Origin of the sequence: Gottfriedia sp. NPDC057991 (assembly GCF_042886615.1) — a bacterium.
Lineage (GTDB): Bacteria > Bacillota > Bacilli > Bacillales > Bacillaceae_G > Gottfriedia.
Genome location: NZ_JBHVQN010000004.1, coordinates 198,388 through 216,653 on the forward strand (window position 1 = coordinate 198,388; position 18,266 = coordinate 216,653).

Below are 18,266 nucleotides of genomic sequence, written 5' to 3' on the forward strand. Positions count from 1 at the left end.
ACCTCCGTATTTAGATTGAATTTACCTAACTAACCCTTTTTCCTCCTTTCCCTTAACTGCTTGAACCCATTAACTTATAAAATAGGTTTTGTGATGAGTCTTACAACATTAACTGCATGTTCATCAATTAGTGAAGCAAGGATAGCCGTGGATAATGTTACAGCTAGAACGTCTTCAATTTCTTTTTTTTCCTAACCCTCTCCTAGTAGATATAAATTAAGTTGCAAATGTTAAGAAATTTCTTAAAGTATGATTCATAGTTGAATAGGGTAAATTAAGAGATTGCTAACAAGATGGAAGGGGCACCTCCTAAACCAATTACCAATTCTGTATCAGAGCTATGTAGTTTCTAGCTTTATATGAAATGAATAGGTAACGTTGAATTTTAAGAGAATTATATAATTGCTAGACTAGGGTGACAAATGGGGTTTTTAAGGGGGGCGTACGACCTTTTTTTTACAATTGTAATAATATTGAATATTATGACGAATCACAACGTTGCAAATCTATATTAATCCTACGATTAATATAGATTTTGACTTAGCGTTATAAGTCAATAGATTGACTTGGGGTTATAAGTCAACTTGTTGACAATTAAGGTATTGTGTGACCAAGGCAATAAGAAGTGTAAATATGGAGCATTGGAAAGTATAAAAAGGAGAGAGGATGCTTTTTTCCGCATGAAAAACATATTCTCCTCATAAACGAATGTATAAGTGGTGTTACCATATATTTTTAAATCTCACGGTGCCTTTCAAGAAGAGAACGCTTCCGCTTTTCTGGTCTTACCCCTTTGACTTTGAGATTCCTAATTCTTTGGCAATTGAAGTAGAACCCTTATGATTATTCACATACATATCTATCGCTTAAAGCTTGAATGCTTTTGAATAAGTTTTTCTAATTTTTCCCATAAAAAAATCCCCTCCAAAGTAGACAGTACAACCCTTTCTTTTTACTGTCTACTATGAGTGGATATTAACATTCTCTAGGATCTTTTTGCATTAATAGTTGTTTTTGACTATAAAGTTTGTCCGTCGATTTCAGCTACAGGCACCCTTTCTTTATAATGTACTTAGTAACACGACTTCCTTAAAGGTATTAGTTTAAAAATCAAGCAAATTTATCGTTTCTACGGTATTTTTCCACGAGATACGCTGCGTATTGATTTGCTTCTTCGACATTGCCTTTTTCCATATGATAGTCAAACAACTTTATCGCATAATGTTCAAATAAGCGAACGTGTGCCATTTTCTGATAATAAGGAAATGCTTCCTTTTCAAGGTAATGGTAGTAAAGCTCTTTTTCTTCTTGAAGATTATATTTATGTAAATAGAAGAAATGTTTATAGATTGGATCGGTTATTTCTTCAGAAAGAACAATACCCTTTTCGACCAATTGGAGCAATTCTTCGGATGATTTCAACCCTTGTTTCGTTAATGCATTTATATAGCCTTCCAAAGAGGCTATATGAAGGGCTGTATGATGGTCTTCTATATCCATAGATTGTTTATAGTATTCACAAGCTTTATCATAATTTCCTTGACGAACTTTCTGGTATGCGAGATTATGTGTCAGTAATGCTCTTTGATGGTCTAATCCAATGTTTTCAGTCATCTCGATTAATCTTTGATATTCCGTATCTTTTGGATCGTAAAACTCGTCCCTCTCTACTTGGACCAGCATAAGCATTTCTGCTTCAATCATTCGCGTAAGACTGCGCACTTCTGTGAAAAAGCGCAGGGACTTTTCGGCAAAATAATAAGCCAATACTCGTGAATTCAGAGAATGATAGGCAAAAGCCAAATGATAATAGTACTCTTGGTTGTTGTAATAGGTTAGATCGATTCCTTGAAAATATGAAATTGCCTTATAATATTCCTTATGTATCAATGCATTGATCCCTTTAATGTGAAGAAGCATGTTTTTTTCATATGGTGAAAGATTAGACCATTTATCCATTTCAGCAATTAGAGATGTAGCTTGATGCGCCTGCCCTAACAATAAATAATATCTTGTGAGTACGAGCATATAGGAACGATAAATAACCGGCATTTGTAGGAGAGCAATAGCCTCTAATTGTTCCTTAATTATCTTAGCCTTACTTTTCAATTTTAAAATGATCGATTCATGCCATTTTTTTAAAAGGGAATCTAGGCCAGTGTAAGTTTTAATTTCTGTTTCCATATCAATGCAAAGGCGCTTTGACAGAAAGTTTATCGTTTCTTTAGAAACTTCTGTTAATCCTCGTTCAATTTTGCTAATATGTGTACTCGAACAGATGCCAATTCCTAAATCCTTCTGCATCATGCTCTGACGTTCACGATAGAATTTGATTATTTGTCCCTCTAGCATGATGATTACCTCACTTTATTCCCTTAATATGAATTTTTGGCTCTTATTTTACTAAAGAAAACCCCTCTCGAAATATTACAATTGAGTCTCTATGACTAATTTTAATAAAAATTTGTATTTATTCAAATAACCAAATAATGGAAAATATTGACTATTATTATATATTGATTAATAACTTGGGAAGATGATTCGTATAAACAAGAATCTATTAGAAATATTTTTCCTACTTGATCGAAGCGGATCTATGGCAGGACTTGAGAGTGATACCATTGGCGGGTTTAATGCTTTAATTGCAAAACCGTGCCAACTTGATGGTGAATTGATCCTTACTCTAGTCCTCTTTAATGACGAGTATGAGGTACTGTGGAATGGGATTGATGCAAAGAACTACATGAATTTCGTAAAATGACTAATGGAAAAATTAACAAGCTGCAAGTCGAGTTAGCTCAATTAGAATATCAACTCAATACTTGTGATGATGAGAACTATGTTCTTAATCTAAAAAATTCATTAAAAGATGTTATCAAAATGAATGAAGTTACTCCAAAGGTGTTGAACGTTCTAGTTAATCGCATCACTTGTAATATTAGAGTCGAAGTTACAATTCAATATTATTTTAGAGTTCCTTTATTATAAGTAAAAAAGGCAGCGCCCAATTGGGCTTGCTGCCTTACTTTAAAATGAGGTGTGCCACGCACTCAACATGCGTGGATTGTATGCGGCGACACATGGGATGCTGGTGGGTTTGTTCCTCCTTTGGAAATAAAAATAGACTAATCACTAATCTGAAAAAATTACAAGGACTCCTTTATATGGAACATATCTTCTAATATGTAGTGAACAGCTCTCCAAATATGTATAGCCAGAGAAATTTCAAATTTTTTTAACCGGGACTTGAATTTCAAACATCACTTCATTCGGATTATCCGTTACGGTAATATCCACCACCATGATCTGCAATGCGTCACCAGTTATACGATAGCCTGTTTCATGAAGGTATGTAAATAATTTATTTAAGCTTTTACTGCGATTTCTTAATAATTCCCCATTATAGCGGATGCATGCAAATAACCCTTCAGGGATCATTTTCAGATACTTTTTTTGTATTTTTTCATTCTTCTTCGCTACAACAAATATCACTGAGGGCTCTTCAAAGCGTTTATCCTTAAGGTCAGTTTCTTCGATGATAATACCTAAACGATTACTGGCGAGAATGGGGGCCTTCTCTGTTAGCATGGTTTCCAATCGTATAATACTGTAACAAAGTTCCAAATTACTATTGATTTTTTCATTTAAAGTAATTAACTTTCTACTTTTTATTTCGCGAAAGATAATCTCTTGAAATGCTTCTTTTCTTGAGATATTATCCAAATAAGCTATTTTTTCTTTGATATTTACTTCTATGTCGGTTAATTCCTTTAGTTTCAAAACAAGTTCAGCATGTTTGGCTTTAAGAATCTCACTTGATTTCTTAAAATTCCGTTGATTGAAATACTGTTTAATTTCATCTGTGCTCATCCCAATTTGACGAAGCTCTTTGATGGTCCCGAGGATCTCGTACTGAAAAATGGAGTAGTATCGGTATCCTGTTTCGGGATCAACAAATTTCGGTTTAAATAAATCAATTCGGTCATAATGACGCAAGGCCTCTGTCGTCATTCCTCTTAACTTGGCTATCTCACTTATCGTTAACCTTTCTTTCAAAAAAACACCACCGTTTCCGAGAGTTAAATATAGAAGAAAAATGCTAGTACAAATTCTATTGACATTTGTGTAACACAAAGCTTTACTATAATTATACATAATATTCAGATTAATCTAAATAGATAAATAAAGGTGGTGATAGAATAGAAGATTTTTTGTTTAGTAGCGAACTCCAAGTATAATCTCATTGACCTCTGTAAGAATGAAAAGGAACAATGTTTAGAGCTAAAAGACCCTATTAAATTCGAAAGGAGATATGGAATTTGACTGAAAAAATAACGCTTAGAAGGTCACTTACGTTGTTTCAAGTTGTATTTTTAGGTTTAGCATGGAATAATCCGATGGTATTTTTTAACACTTATGGAATTGCAGCGAATAGTTCCAAGGGAGTGCTGGCGGGTGCGTATGTAATTGCATTTATGGCGATTGTTTTTACTGCATTAAGCTATGGAAAGATGGCAAAGGCTCACCCAGTTTCAGGCTCAGCTTATACCTATACTCAGAGGTCGATGAATTCCGAAACCGGCTTCATGATTGGCTGGACCATTTTATTAGATTATTTACTGACACCGATGATTACCTGCCTTATGTCCGCTGTATTTTTAACATCGCAATTTCCACAAGTTCCATTTTGGCTTTGGATCGTCATCCTAAATATCGGCATTTCGATCGTTAGTTATATTGGTATAAACGTTTCAGCAAATACAAGCAAGATTTTTGTGATTGCCCAAATCCTTTTTATTATTGTCTTTGCATTCTTAACGATAAAAAGCGTCATAAACGGAATGGGTACAGGTACACTTTTAGCAGTTGAACCTTTCTTTAAATCAAATGTTTCAACTTCTGTTCTCCTTGCTGGATCCTCCATTCTCTGTTTCAGCTTTCTAGGATTTGATTCTGTTACAACATTGTCTGAGGAAACAATTAATCCCGAAAAAACGATCCCAAAAGCAATCTTTGTCATGATGGTGATTATGGGTATAATCTATATCGGTTCCTCCTATCTGGCTCAGATTGTCTTTCCGGGATATGCCTTCAAAAACACTGATTCTGCGGCGCTAGAGCTCGTTAAAATGGTTGGTGGCAATTTATTTAGCTCTTTTTTCATAACGGTTATGATAATTGGTAATTTTACTTCAGGTGTTTCCTCTGTTACAAGCGTATCTCGAGTGTTATATGTAATGGGGCGTGATTCTGTTTTACCTAAAAAGATATTTGGATATTTACATCCACGATTTAGAACACCAACAGCTAGTATTCTTATTGTTAGTTTAATTTCCATGTTAGGGATTGTCTTAAGCCTTGATACAGCGATTACTTTTATAAATTTCGGGGCTCTTATTGCATTTACTTTTGTCAATCTTTCTGTAATCGCTCACTATTATATAAGGAATTGTAAGCGCTCTCTTAAAGAGACTATTCAGTACTTAATTTTTCCTTTAATTGGGGCAGGATTCATCATGTGGCTATGGTCCTATTTGAATATAAATTCGCTAATTTTAGGGATCAGCTGGATGGCAATTGGGTTTGTATACCTGACTTTCTTAACAAAATTCTTCCGTCAGCGGCTTCGAAAGCTACATTTTGATGATGTGAATGATGAAATTATGTTAATGGAAAGCAAAGAGAAAAATATTCCAGTCCATTCATAATATTATGTAGTAGGAAAAGGATATGTATAAAATAAAAAACTGGATTTCCCATTTGTGTTTAAGGAATCTAGTATCTAAAAGGACTCCTCAAAATTTGTGGAGTTCCTTTTACTTTTACTCATTAAAACAAAAGTACCATAGGGCTCTAAAACAGGCTAGAATGAAAAACTTGAGTACGCAGTAGCATTTGTGGTTAATCATTATGAAATAGAGTGTTCGGGATTCGAGGGTTCCAGGAAAAAGTTTAATATATTACAGCGCAATTTTACACGCTAATTCGATGACAATGTGACTGAGTTATGAGAAAGTAACGGTCCACCTTGTATCCCTTGGAACACCGATTTAATTATGGCGTTTATGATTTCTTCCTCACATACTCTAGGAGGACACTATTTCAAACCATTTTCCTGAGACGCTGACAGAACATCCGTTTGATCGATTCCCACCATGTGAAAGTTTCATTCTCATAACTTTATTACTAGGCTGAAACAGTGCGTAAAAACCAGCAAAATTTGCTTGTGCTCCTGAGTGAAGCTGAACAGAATTTCCTTTTTTGCATGCAAAAAGGACAGGCAAGGGCAGCTTTTTCCCCTTCTCTGTCCTTTTAGCTAGAACTTTATCTCCTTTGGGTAGGTAACCTTACCCTATGGTAACGAAACCAATCTGTTTAAAATAGCATTTCTTTCTTCTCTTTTCCGTATTTTATATTCCCTTTTATCTCTTTTTCCTTTAATACATAGCTGAGTAAGTCTAGTGCAATACGGGCTGCTACTTGTCCTGTCATACCAGTAGGATCATATTGAGGGGCAACTTCTACTAGATCAAAACCGATGACTTCTCCTCTTTTTGAAATTCCTTCAAGCAATTCATTAACCTCATCGTAGAGGAGGCCACCTGGAGAAGGCGTACCTGTTCCAGGTGCAATGGAAGGATCGATTCCATCAATATCAATCGTAACATAATATTTTTCGCCCGCAGGAATTAGCTCCAGTACTTCCTTAAGTCCCATCTTTCTCATCTGACGTGGCGATAGGATCACGCTGCCGTACGATCTTGCTGCTTCGACGTCTTCTTTTTTGCTGCTGCTGATCCCGCGAATGCCAAATTGAAATATTTTCTGAACATGATCCAGCTCTGATAAGCGGCGAATGCAATTTCCATGACCATACCGCATTCCAGAGCGATGGTCTGCCCAGTCTAGATGGGCATCAATTTGAATCACATGAAACGGACCTATGTCTTCTAGTCCCTTTCCGACTGCTGCTGTTATGGAATGATCACCGCCCAATACAACCGGCATAGCACCTTTGGAAACGATTTTTCGGATGGCTTCTTCTGTATTCTCATGGCATTGCATAATATCCCCGTGTACCATGTCTACATCACCGCAATCGACGACTTTCCATTCAGGCCCAAGGTACGTAATATCGTTTTCAATGTCATAAGCACCATCCAGACCAAAACTATATAATGTAGAACCTTCGCGAATTCCTCTAGGGCCCATTCTTGCTCCTGATTTCCATTGTGTACCCATGTCATTTGGCACACCGATGACCGCCACATCTGCATCAAGCTCATCCAGGTTCACACATATTGGATATTTTCCAAAAGTACAAATACCTGTAAAAGGTAAATTTAAAAACTGCTTTTCATCCCGATTAGACATTCACGCTGCCTCCTTCCATTTTTATCCTCGCCTTTTCGTTATGCAATGTTTTCTGCCAGATGGCCATTTCTTAACCGAAGATTTTACATTTTGTTTCGATCTATTTTACACATTAATTTTTAATAAAAGTGGTGGCTTTCACCTCATAAGTTTTTTGAAATAAGTTCAGATAATCTTCCTTTGTCAAATCTCTAGAATTGGCCTGAGTACACAAATGTTTAAAGGCTCCTTCCGCTAGGAAAGAGAAGTCTTCGGGATTTACATTTCCTAAATCTCGGAAGCTTGGAATGCCGATTTTATTTGCCAGCTCTTTTAACAGCATAACACCCTCGTACGCCGTTTCTTCCACTGTTTTTCCTTCTGGATTTGCACCAAGCTTGATTGCTACCTTAGCGTGCTTTTCTGGATTGGAAGGAATATTAAATTCAAATACATGTGGAAGAAAAATAGAATTCGCTACACCATGTGGAGTATCATAGAGTCCTCCAAGTGGTTCGGCCATCGCATGTACAGCTCCAAGATCTGTGTTATCAAAGGCGATTCCCGCAACTAAACTGCCCAAAAGCATATTTTTCCTAGCTTCTAAATCGTGACCATTTTCTACTGCTAATGGAAGATATTTTGCTATTAATTCTATGGCATATAGTCCTAAAGCATCTGATAGCGGTTGTGCAACTTTGCAAGTATACGCTTCGATTGCATGTGTGAGTGCATCCATTCCTGTAGCGGCTGTAATTGATTTAGGCAATGTTAACGTCAATTCTGGGTCGACAAGTGCTAATTTAGGAGCGATTTTCAAATCTAGTATCGCCTCCTTCTGTTTCGTCACGGTATCGGTAATGACAGAACCTCTTGTAACTTCACTACCAGTGCCTGAAGTTGTCGGAATGCAAATTAATGGTGGAATATCCCGTTCTAGTAAATTTACGCCGTAACGTTCTCTTAGCTCTCCTCCGTGTGTAAATAGTGTTCCAATAGCTTTGGCTGTATCCATCGAACTTCCGCCACCGAGACCAATTAAAAGATCGATGTTCTCGTTTTTAAACTGTTGATAAGCACTCTCGCAATCTACATCTTTTGGATTTGGAGCTATTTCATCGTAAACAATATAATTGACACCTTCTTGATCTAGTGACTGTGTGATTTTCTCCAAGATTCCAGTTTGTGCAAGACCTTTATCGGTAATAATAAGGGCTTTATTTCCACCTAATTCTTTAGCTCTTTTCCCAATATTCTTTACTTTTCCATTCCCAAACTCGATAGAAGTAGGCAGATTAAAATGAAAATCCCATAACATAATGAATCCCTCCTTGTTTTTCGAATATTTAGAATTTAGAACTGATTTTCTTCCTCGATTTAATGGCTAAACCATTCAGTTGGCTTAACATCTAAATTTATATTAATTTGTTTTACCTCAGTAAACGTATCCAAACCAAAGGTTCCTAACCCGCGTCCAATACCACTCTGCTTGTAACCTCCCCACGGTGCTTCATTATAGGCAAGGTTATATGCATTAACATAGGTAATACCGGCTCTTACTTTTTTAATAACCCTCAAAGCTCTTGCTCCATCTTGCGAAAAAACACCTGCAGCAAGACCGTATGAAGTATCATTCGCCAGTTGGATGGCTTCCTCTTCATCTTTAAACTTTTGAACGACAAGAACTGGTCCAAAAATTTCTTCCTGAACAATTCTCATGTCAGGTTCAGTATCAACAAATATTGTTGGCTCAATGAAGTAACCATTTTCAAGCCCTTTGCTAGAAATACGTTTGCCACCGCAAGCTAATGTAGCCCCTTCGTCTACCCCAATTTGAATATATTCAAGAATATTCTTCATATGGTCTCCACTTACAAGCGGACCCATTTCTGTAGAAGAATCATCCCCAGAGCCAACCTGAATCTTTTTCACTCTTTCTACCAATCTAGCAATGAACTTATCATGGATGCTCTCTTCTAACAGCAAACGGGAACCCGCATTACATACTTGGCCGGCATTTGTAAAAATACCATTCAGAGTATAATCGATGGCTGTCTCAAAATCAGCGTCTGCAAAAACAATATTTGGTGACTTGCCGCCTAACTCGAGTGAAATGTTTTTAATATTTCCTGTTGCAGAATTCATGATGCTTCTACCCGTTGCTGTACTACCTGTAAAAGATATCAGATCTACCTTTTGGCTTTCCGCTATTTCATTTCCTACTGTTGAACCACCTCCCAAAACTAGGTTTACAACACCAGCTGGTATCCCCACTTCTTCCATGATTTCAAATAATTTGTAAGTGGTGACTGGAGTAATTTCAGCTGGTTTAAATACAAGCGTATTTCCCGCAGCAAGCGCAGGGGCTATTTTCCAAGCTCCCGTTAACAATGGAAAATTCCATGGAGCGATAAGTCCGCATACACCGACAGGTTCCCGAATAACCATGGCTTGCACAGGATCAGCAACAGAATAGGTTTGACCATTTGGCTTAGTTACTAGCCCAGCATAGTATCGAAAGCAATTCACAGTATCAGCAATATCAAACTCTGATTCTTTAAGGGGTTTTCCCATATTCTCTGTTTCAAGTTTGATTAGCTCTTCTGCCTTTTCTTCAATCTTATCTGCTATTTTAAATAAATAAGAAGCACGTTCAGATGCCGGTAATTCTGACCAAATTCCTGAGTCAAAAGCTGTTCGTGCTGCATTAATTGCCATTTGGGCTTCTTCTCTACTTCCGCGTGGAGACTCAGCCATGATTTTACCGTTTGCGGGATTCACAGCATGGCTCTTTTCTCCGCTTATTGAATCCATCCATTCACCATTAATAAACATCTTCAACTTTAACATTTTGATAAACCTCCAATATGTTATTTTTACATTGCCTGTAGAGAGATAATCTCGCAATCGATGCCTAGGACATTATTTGAGATTAATAGATTTTTTCATAAAGGTATAAGATAGGCTAAACTTTTCCCCATCTTACCTTAGCTGAAAAGAATGGCCATAAACGTAATATCATACACGTCTGCTAGTGCGCCATTCACTAGCGCTTACTTCTTCTTTAAACTCCCTCCATGTTAAAAAAAATAATTATCAAATCATTTTGAAGATTTAGTATTTTTAGTGTAAACCTTGTTGTTACACAAAGGTCAATAAGTGTTTTTTATTTTTTCATGGGATAATCCCTATGAAAATAAAGGGAAAATTTACCATTAGTCAAATAGAGAGAATAAGTGGGTTAACGAAGATAATAAAGAAGGGCATAAAAGGCTTGATAAAAAAATAAGGAAAAGGCTTAAGGTGACTATGATCGTCCCTTTTTCCTTTTCCCGGTTCTTTCCTTATGTCAGATGATTGTTCCGATTTTGAAAAGAGATTTATTTAGTTCGTCATAAGTTTATTTGTTGGTTACATTTTTTTAAAACAAGCTCCGCTACACGCTCTACATGTGCAGTACGTAATTGACAATACATAAGATGATGTTGAGTTTACATCTAACCGCTAAATATAAAGGACATTTGACCATTAGTATGAATACGAATTAGAGACAAGTACTACAAGATCAGTTTATCGGTATTTAAATTATTAAGTACTCATACCGCTCTTCCCTCAAAGCCGTATAGCGTTTAAATAACTGATTTATTAACTGATCTAGCTCTTGGCTACATTGAATGGTATTAAAATGAAGAAATCCATATTGATTACAAAAAGCATATAATTCATTTCTCTTTTTCTCTATCTCTAGTATTGCTTGTTGTTGTAATAAAGTAGCCATCCCTAACCCCTCCATTTAATAACTCTCCAGTAAGAATTCTATCTCGATGTGACTGCTTAAATAAATTGCTCCGTTGTTTTCTTCTGAAACTGTCACAGTATCTAGAAGATGAATGCACTTTAGCTTTAAAGTAATTTTATTGATCAATTGAAAGCGCGCTTGACTTTGTTAGTACTCATGAAAGCTGGTAGGTAAACGCTCAAATCATAATCCCATCTGTAGTGTCTTTTCTCTGTTTATTCCTACAGAATAGAGAAATAAAGCGTAAAAAACCGGCAACGTCATAATGAAGCGTCACCGGTTCTTGTTATCATGTAAGTCCACTAGGATCTATCAGTAGATTCACATTTGATGTCATAACATACCAGTTGCTGTACTTGTTTATTTTTTACACCAGAATCAAATAAATAATATAAGTTGCTTCGGTCCGTGCTCTTCTTCTGTAGCTTATATTAAAATTTTAAAATTGAATGAATTTTTTGTAAAATAATGAAATATTATGGTAACCATAACATTATTTCATTGATATTCAGTACTATAGTAATTTGCACCAATCCTGAAAAACTGGTTCTGGTGCAAATTAACTACACACAAAAAAAGCCAAGGCTCTTTTCAAGAAGCGCTTGGCTGATGTTGCATATCGTTTTACTATGGAAAGAGTCAATGGTATTTCCTTTTAAATCGACTGACCGATAGTTTTTATACCCTCTCGATCACACACTTTTTTTAGAATAATAGTATTAGTATGTTTAAGAAGTAGAAATTCATTGTAATTGTTTTAAAGATTGTGGACTAAAAACTTCATGGATTGGTGAATTGTTATAAGATTAGTGGCACAGTTACAATTCAATATTATTTTTCCGATCCTTTATTATAAGTGCTCGAACATTATATTACTCTTTTTCTCCATGGATATTTTTTAACATTTTGTTGTTTGACATGTTTCGACTTATGGTGTTAAAAGATTAATTTGTCCTTCAATAACTTTACAAGGACTTAAACTAGTTTTACGAATCTTTTACTAGAAGGGAAACTCTAGTTTAACGTTCATTTGATTTAATAGAGTTGTGGAAGAAAATCAATTTGCCAGGAGGAGAACAATGAATAAAAAACATTTTATTAAAAAGGTGTCTGTGCTTGCACTAGGATTATCCATATCCATTCCAGCTTTGACACATGCTGCTGTATCAGGAAATGGTCATGTAACAATTGATTCTGTAAGATTTATTGGGATGGAAGCACCAAAAACGATTGATAAAATGGTTCAAACCTATACGAACGCATCCATGGAAGTGAAATATAGCAATAGTGAAGTGAAGAAGTTCCCACTTTCTTATAAGAGACTATTTAAATCTGAAGACAACGTAGCAATGAACAAAGGAAAGCTGATTCCAGCAGGTACACCAATTGATGTAAATGGTGACCCAATAATGGATATGAGTATTGAAGGCAAACCTACATATTATGTATCAGATGCCCCAGATTCAAACAGTTTATTGAAGCCAATTGACGGAAAACTTTTCATGGTAACCCATTATGAATATCAAACAATCGACGCGGCTGGTAATTCAGCATATGGTATCGTTCCTGCATCCATGTCATTATCTACACTTCAACAAGATAAGCAAAAGGGTGAATTGACACCTAAATCGGTTAAGAAAATTGATTTTTCAAGTGTAAACGGGCTTTGGATTCCATGTAATGGTTCCCTTTCGCCATGGAATACTCATCTAGGTTCAGAAGAGTACGAGCCGGATGCCCGCAGTTTTGAGCAAGATCCAAACTCTTCAGCAAGATCTTCGGTTGAAAGCTTTGCTAAGCTTTATTTCGGTGATAAATCAAAGGCGAACCCTTATTTTTATGGATTTATTCCTGAAATTAGTGTCAACAAAGAAGAGGAAGCTTCTGTTTCCAAACATTACAGCATCGGTCGTTTCTCACATGAATTAATGAAGATGATGCCTGATAACCGGACTGCTTTCTTTGGTGATGACGGTACTTATACAACGTTGTTCATGTATGTAGCCGATAAAGCGAAGGATCTTACTGCAGGTACGCTTTATGCCGCAAAATTCCACCAAACTGGTACTGATAATGGCGGAGCAGGTAACTTAGAATGGATAAAACTTGGCCATTCGACCGATAAAGAAATCAAACAAATCATCGACAGCGGTATCAAGTTCAGCGATATGTTCGAAACATCCGTTGTTCCAAAAGAAGGCTTTAAAGCCATCAAGCAATATTCGTACGGTAAAACTGAATATTTAAAATTGAAGCCTGGCATGGAAAAAGCTGCTGCATTCTTAGAATCACGTCGATATGCAGCAATGCTTGGAGCGACTTCTGAATTTAATAAAATGGAAGGTGTAACTTTAAACGAAAAAGATAAAAAGGTTTACATTGCGATTTCCGATCAAAGCAATGGAATGGTTGCAAATGCTACGGATCCAGTAGATGATATCAAACTTCCAAAAATTAAATCAGGTGTTACGTATCAATTGGATTTAACAGACGGCCAAAAAGATAGTACAGGTGAAAAGATTAATAGTAAGTATATCGCTGCTAAAATGTCTGGGTTAATTGTTGGTAAGGATCTGACATCAGCAGATGCATATGGAAACACTGCTGATGTCAATTCAGTAGCTAATACTGATAATCTAAGTTATTCTGAATCATTAAGAACATTATTTATCGGTGAAGACAGCGCAATGCATACCAATAATTTTGTCTGGGCTTATAACGTTGATACAAAGGAGCTATCTAGAATTTTATCAGTCCCAGCTGGAGCTGAATCAACTGGTTTGTTTGCGGCCGATGACCGTAACGGATTCTCTTACATTATGAGTAACTTTCAACATCCAGGGGATGAATTAGAAGGGAAGAATATTACTGCAGTGGATAAAACCGCATTAAAACAGGCGATGGAAAAAGAAATTGGAATAGATCGTACTGGTGGAGTAGGCTATATTTCCGGGATGCCTTTTGTAGGTGATTTCCAAAATACCAACCGTGATGTAAAAAATGATTTGAAATAATAATATTTAGAATCAAGTTGTTTATCAAAAACATTCTTCTTGAAAGAGACTGACTCAAAAGATCGTTGAAATGACGACTTTTTGAGTCAGTTTTTTTATTTCCTTTATTTTTGGTCGAATTTGGAAAATTGTAATCTTTAGGAGAGAGTAGTTCTTTCTATTATTTCGTTATTTCTTCTGTTTTTTGGAAGTGGTTTTTCAGTTTCATTTAAGGCTATTCTGGAACAATTGTTTGTGATGGTTATTCTGCCTATGATAAGTTGGAAGGGGTTACCTTCGCAAATTGCTGGGCCATGTTCGTCGTTATTGGCTGAAAGCGGACAACAAAAATGGCCGAATAGTTGTGAGCTATTGTGACGATTTATATCACCTCGAAAGGAAATTTAAAATAGGTTCTTTAGTGTTAGTGAAGCAGGCGCAAAAGCGAAATACATTATATCGTGCTTAATAACTTATTATCAAACACAAATACATTTGGACAATTATTATTTGTGAAAAACTATTGTGAAAATCGGTAATGTTTATTTTAACTAAAATCGGGCCAGAATCGTATTTTTATAAACAAAAAAGCAGATGGTATAGATTTTTTCTATATCAACTGCTTTTCTATTATACCAACCCCAACCGCGCGATCGCTTCACAATGTCTGGTGTGCTGATTTTAGATAAATTTTCTAATTGGATTATTTTTTTTCGATATTTCCCTTCATCCATAATACTTGTGATTCTAATTCCATATCTTCTCCAAATCGATTCTCAAAATGATCATTTATTTTTATTTGTCCCTCTAATTTGAAATCAGGGAATAATAAGAGTAAATCTTCCCAACATCTTTTTTACCATACCTAGGATTTTAGGAATTAGACAAACAAAAACCCCCTTGGATACTGAAGTGAACCACCAATAGCAAGAAAACCGATCATAGCTAATTGAACGGTTTTCTTAAAAGGAATTAAACCAATTTTTCTAACTTAACACTCTTCATAGGAATACGGCGATTTTGATGCATCCATTTGTAACAAATTGGAACCATGCACAGACTAATGAAAGTTGAACTAATCAGCCCTCCGATTACCACGATTCCAAGGGTTTGCGAGATTACGGTATCGGAGCTGGAGGACATTGCTAGCGGAACCAAGGTTAAAATAGTTGTGAAGGCAGTTGTCAAAATTGGGCGAACACGGGAAATCGTTCCTTGTAAAATAGCCTCCTCAAGTTTCATTCCTTCTGCAGCACTTCTTTCGATTTTGTCAACAAGGACAATTCCATTGGTGACAACAATCCCCGTCAGCATCAATATGCCGACAAACGCTGCCAGATTCCATTGCAGCCTAAAGATGAACATGCTAATGACCGATCCAATAAACGCCAACGGAATACACATTAACACCGACAATGGAGCTTTCCAGCCACGGAAAACAACACTAATAATTAAGAGCACCAGCAACACGGAAATGAATAAAGCAATTGCCATTTCATAAATCATTTGATACACCTGCTGCGGAGCACCGGCGAAAGAAACCTTCACATTTTCTGGTAGTGGCATTTTTGCAAGAGCAGTTTTGACCTCTTTTGTAACCTTTTCAATATCATTGGAAGTGATATTGGCTGTCACAACAGCATACGGATGGTCATCTTGCTCTTGAATCACCAGCGCACCTGAATAAGTTACATGTGAAAGTTGGGATAAAGGTACTTCTTGACCATACTTATTTAAAAAGGTCTCCGCACCCATTAATGAAAAAATATCTTTCGTATTGCTATTTTGCACATCAGAATGGATGACAACTGGGAAGGTATTCTGGTTAATCGAGATAAACCCTTTCGTTCCCTCGGCGGTATACATTTGAATCCGGTCGAGAATATCTGCCAGCTTAATCCCGTTATAGTCAATCGCTTTCCGATTGAGTGTTAATTGATACTGTGTGGTTTTATCTTCAGAATCAGCCGCTCCCTGTACAGCTAGTCCGGGAATGAGTTTGAGTTGGTCGCGGACTGATTGCGCCATGGTATCTAACGTATCACTATCGGCTCCCGTGAGATTAATTTTTAACTGAGTATCATCTCCTGATATGCTTGCATTTGAAACTGTATATACCGCTTTACTTGACAATCTTTTTAATTGGTTCTGCAGTTCAGGGATAAAGGCATTGACATCGATCCCTTTTTTAACCGTTATTGACAAGTTGGCAATGTTCGGTTGTTGAAGCCACCCTCCTCCTGCATCAAAAACATCATCGGATTGAGGTGTAAAAGAGGAACCAAGGCTCGACGAAAAAGAGATAATCTTTGGATTTTCCTTAAGTAACTCCTCTAATCTTTTTACTTCAGTATCCACTTCTGTTAAGGATGTATTCTGAGGCATTTCAACTTGAACGCCGACTTGTCCTGTTGTATTGGTCGTTGGTAAAAAATTAACAGGAAGAAAAGCTGCACATACCGCAGTCAGTAAAAATAATCCTAGCGTGGCAAAAGCCACTTTTCCTTTACGCTTAAATACCCAAGTAACCATCTTATGGACCAACCGTTCTAAACGATCCTCGACCGTAACCGGTTTTCCTTTCTCAAAAAGGTTGTAAAGAACTGGCACCACCATAATGGAGACAAACAAAGAAACAACCAAGGCAATGACTACCGACCACGCAAAGCCTGAGAATGCAGAACTTATTTCTCCACCAATTAGTGCGATTGGAACATAGACTGCTACGGTTGTAGCGGTAGAAGATACAATGGCAGGAAGCATTTCCATTACACCGACTGTTACTATACTAATGCTATTCAGTCCTTTTTTCTCACTCACTTTCCGGTTCATATTATCCAGAATAACAATCGAATCATCAACTACCCTGCCCATGGCCACAATAAGTCCGGAAACGGTAAGGATATTCAGACTGATTCCCATCATTTTTAATAAACCGGTTGTCGCTAGTAAGCAGATTGGCAGGGAAAGAGCGATTAATAATGTAAAGCGAACTCTACGGAAAAACAAAAATACACAAATCATCGAAAATAAGCAGCCCAACAGTCCCTCTTTGATAAGATCCTTTAATGAATGATTCACCTGTGCACCCTGGTCAAACAAAATGGAAGCCTTTATATCCTTATTTTGCAATGCTGGAAGCTCGTTCATTTTGCTTTTTATCTGTTCCGAAACATCCGTAATATTGGAGGACGGAGTTTTTAAAACATCTAATATAACACTTGGCTCCCCGTTCGTTCTTGAAATGGTCTCCAGGTTCACAATGGAGCTTAAAATGTCGGCAACAGCAGACAGCGGAACCGTTTTTCCATTTTGACCATGAATAGGTATATTTTGCAAATCTTTTTGACTAATCTCCCAACCAGAAACTTCGATTGGAATAGAAATCTGGTTGTTTGTTACCTTTCCGCCTAAATCCGTTGTGTAGTTTTTTTCAAGCGATTGTTTAACATCAGTTACGGTTAAACCCTCTTTTTGTAAGTCCTTGGTTCTGATGCTAACAGCTACTCCGGCTGTTCCACCTCCGGATACCCGGACATCTTGTACCCCCGGAACTGTTTTTAAGCGATTGACAGCATCCTTTTGTATCGTTGTTCTTAGAGTATTTTCCGTAATATTTGGAGACGCACTCATCAAACTGATTCTCATTATGGGGAGAGAATGGGTGCTGAGCCGGTTGACTATAGGTATTTGAACATCAGCAGGGAGAGAAACTCCTTCCAGAGCTTTAGTTACCTGTGCCTCGGCATTTTTCATATCATGTTGCATTGAAAAATCAAGACTGAGCGTCGCTCCGCCATTAAATGAGTTTGTCTCTACATCCTGCAGACCATCTACTACACTTACTGCCTGTTGAAGCTTGTCCGTTATCATTGTCTTTACTTGATTCGCCTGGTAATTGTCTGCCCTTACGGTAACCATAAGCGTGGAATTACTAATTTCCGGCATATAATCTCGTTGAATTTGGAACGCTGACATTCCACCCCAAAGAAGTATCAAAACGATTAAAGTGATTATCAAAATAGCTCGCTTTTGTGTTGCTTCCAGCAATCGTCTCATTTGGTTTTCGGGTAAAATTTCTCCCGAAATCGATCCCCCTTTGCGAAGGAGCACCTTAATTC

Annotated in this window: 11 protein-coding genes and 1 pseudogene; 4 read left to right on the forward strand and 8 right to left on the reverse strand. The window is 36.9% G+C overall.

Annotated features, from left to right (window positions below):
- Window positions 1-1,110: 1,110 nt before the first annotated feature.
- Complete coding sequence (locus ACFVR2_RS15310) at window positions 1,111-2,352, reverse strand: helix-turn-helix domain-containing protein (RefSeq protein WP_387363208.1); 1,242 nt, start codon at window positions 2,350-2,352, stop codon at window positions 1,111-1,113.
- A gap of 184 nt (window positions 2,353-2,536) precedes the next feature.
- On the opposite strand from ACFVR2_RS15310, the gene ACFVR2_RS15315 reads away from it, so the two are divergent.
- Window positions 2,537-2,761: a hypothetical protein gene (locus ACFVR2_RS15315; RefSeq protein ID WP_387363211.1), complete on the forward strand. Its 225-nt coding sequence runs from the start codon at window positions 2,537-2,539 to the stop codon at window positions 2,759-2,761.
- A 464-nt stretch (window positions 2,762-3,225) separates the two neighbouring features.
- Here ACFVR2_RS15315 and ACFVR2_RS15320 read toward each other — a convergent pair whose 3' ends face one another.
- Window positions 3,226-4,056, reverse strand: coding sequence for a MerR family transcriptional regulator (locus tag ACFVR2_RS15320; RefSeq protein WP_387363214.1), 831 nt, complete (start codon window positions 4,054-4,056; stop codon window positions 3,226-3,228).
- Window positions 4,057-4,319: 263 nt separating this feature from the next.
- Here ACFVR2_RS15320 and ACFVR2_RS15325 point away from each other — a divergent pair, with 263 nt between their 5' ends.
- Window positions 4,320-5,708 carry an APC family permease gene (locus ACFVR2_RS15325; RefSeq protein ID WP_387363217.1) on the forward strand — a complete coding sequence of 463 codons (1,389 nt, stop codon included), beginning with the start codon at window positions 4,320-4,322 and terminating at the stop codon, window positions 5,706-5,708.
- 378 nt (window positions 5,709-6,086) lie between these two features.
- Here ACFVR2_RS15325 and ACFVR2_RS15330 read toward each other — a convergent pair whose 3' ends face one another.
- From ACFVR2_RS15330 to ACFVR2_RS15350, 5 genes are all read right to left on the reverse strand, one after another.
- Window positions 6,087-6,284, reverse strand: a complete 198-nt coding sequence (locus ACFVR2_RS15330; RefSeq protein WP_387363220.1) for a hypothetical protein — start codon at window positions 6,282-6,284, stop codon at window positions 6,087-6,089.
- Window positions 6,285-6,375: 91 nt separating this feature from the next.
- Entirely contained in the window at window positions 6,376-7,374 is a 999-nt protein-coding gene (gene speB / locus ACFVR2_RS15335; protein WP_387363223.1) for an agmatinase, read from the reverse strand.
- Window positions 7,375-7,486: 112 nt separating this feature from the next.
- Window positions 7,487-8,671 carry an iron-containing alcohol dehydrogenase gene (locus tag ACFVR2_RS15340; RefSeq protein WP_387363226.1) on the reverse strand — a complete coding sequence of 395 codons (1,185 nt, stop codon included), beginning with the start codon at window positions 8,669-8,671 and terminating at the stop codon, window positions 7,487-7,489.
- A 59-nt stretch (window positions 8,672-8,730) separates the two neighbouring features.
- The gene (locus tag ACFVR2_RS15345; protein ID WP_387363229.1) at window positions 8,731-10,203 is read right to left on the reverse strand and encodes an aldehyde dehydrogenase family protein; all 1,473 of its coding nucleotides are present in this window, start codon (window positions 10,201-10,203) and stop codon (window positions 8,731-8,733) included.
- Window positions 10,204-10,933: 730 nt separating this feature from the next.
- A complete protein-coding gene (locus tag ACFVR2_RS15350) occupies window positions 10,934-11,146 on the reverse strand; it encodes an aspartyl-phosphate phosphatase Spo0E family protein (protein WP_387363232.1) in 213 nt (70 codons plus the stop codon).
- Between the two features lie 1,085 nt (window positions 11,147-12,231).
- Between ACFVR2_RS15350 and ACFVR2_RS15355 the strand changes: the two genes are divergently transcribed.
- Window positions 12,232-14,166: a PhoX family protein gene (locus ACFVR2_RS15355; protein ID WP_387363235.1), complete on the forward strand. Its 1,935-nt coding sequence runs from the start codon at window positions 12,232-12,234 to the stop codon at window positions 14,164-14,166.
- A gap of 212 nt (window positions 14,167-14,378) precedes the next feature.
- Window positions 14,379-14,554: pseudogene (locus tag ACFVR2_RS25120) on the forward strand (IS66 family transposase); the annotation flags it as partial.
- 563 nt (window positions 14,555-15,117) lie between these two features.
- On the opposite strand, the gene ACFVR2_RS15365 reads toward ACFVR2_RS25120, so the two are convergent.
- Entirely contained in the window at window positions 15,118-18,258 is a 3,141-nt protein-coding gene (locus ACFVR2_RS15365) for an efflux RND transporter permease subunit (RefSeq protein ID WP_387363238.1), read from the reverse strand.
- Between the last annotated feature and the right edge of the window lie 8 nt (window positions 18,259-18,266).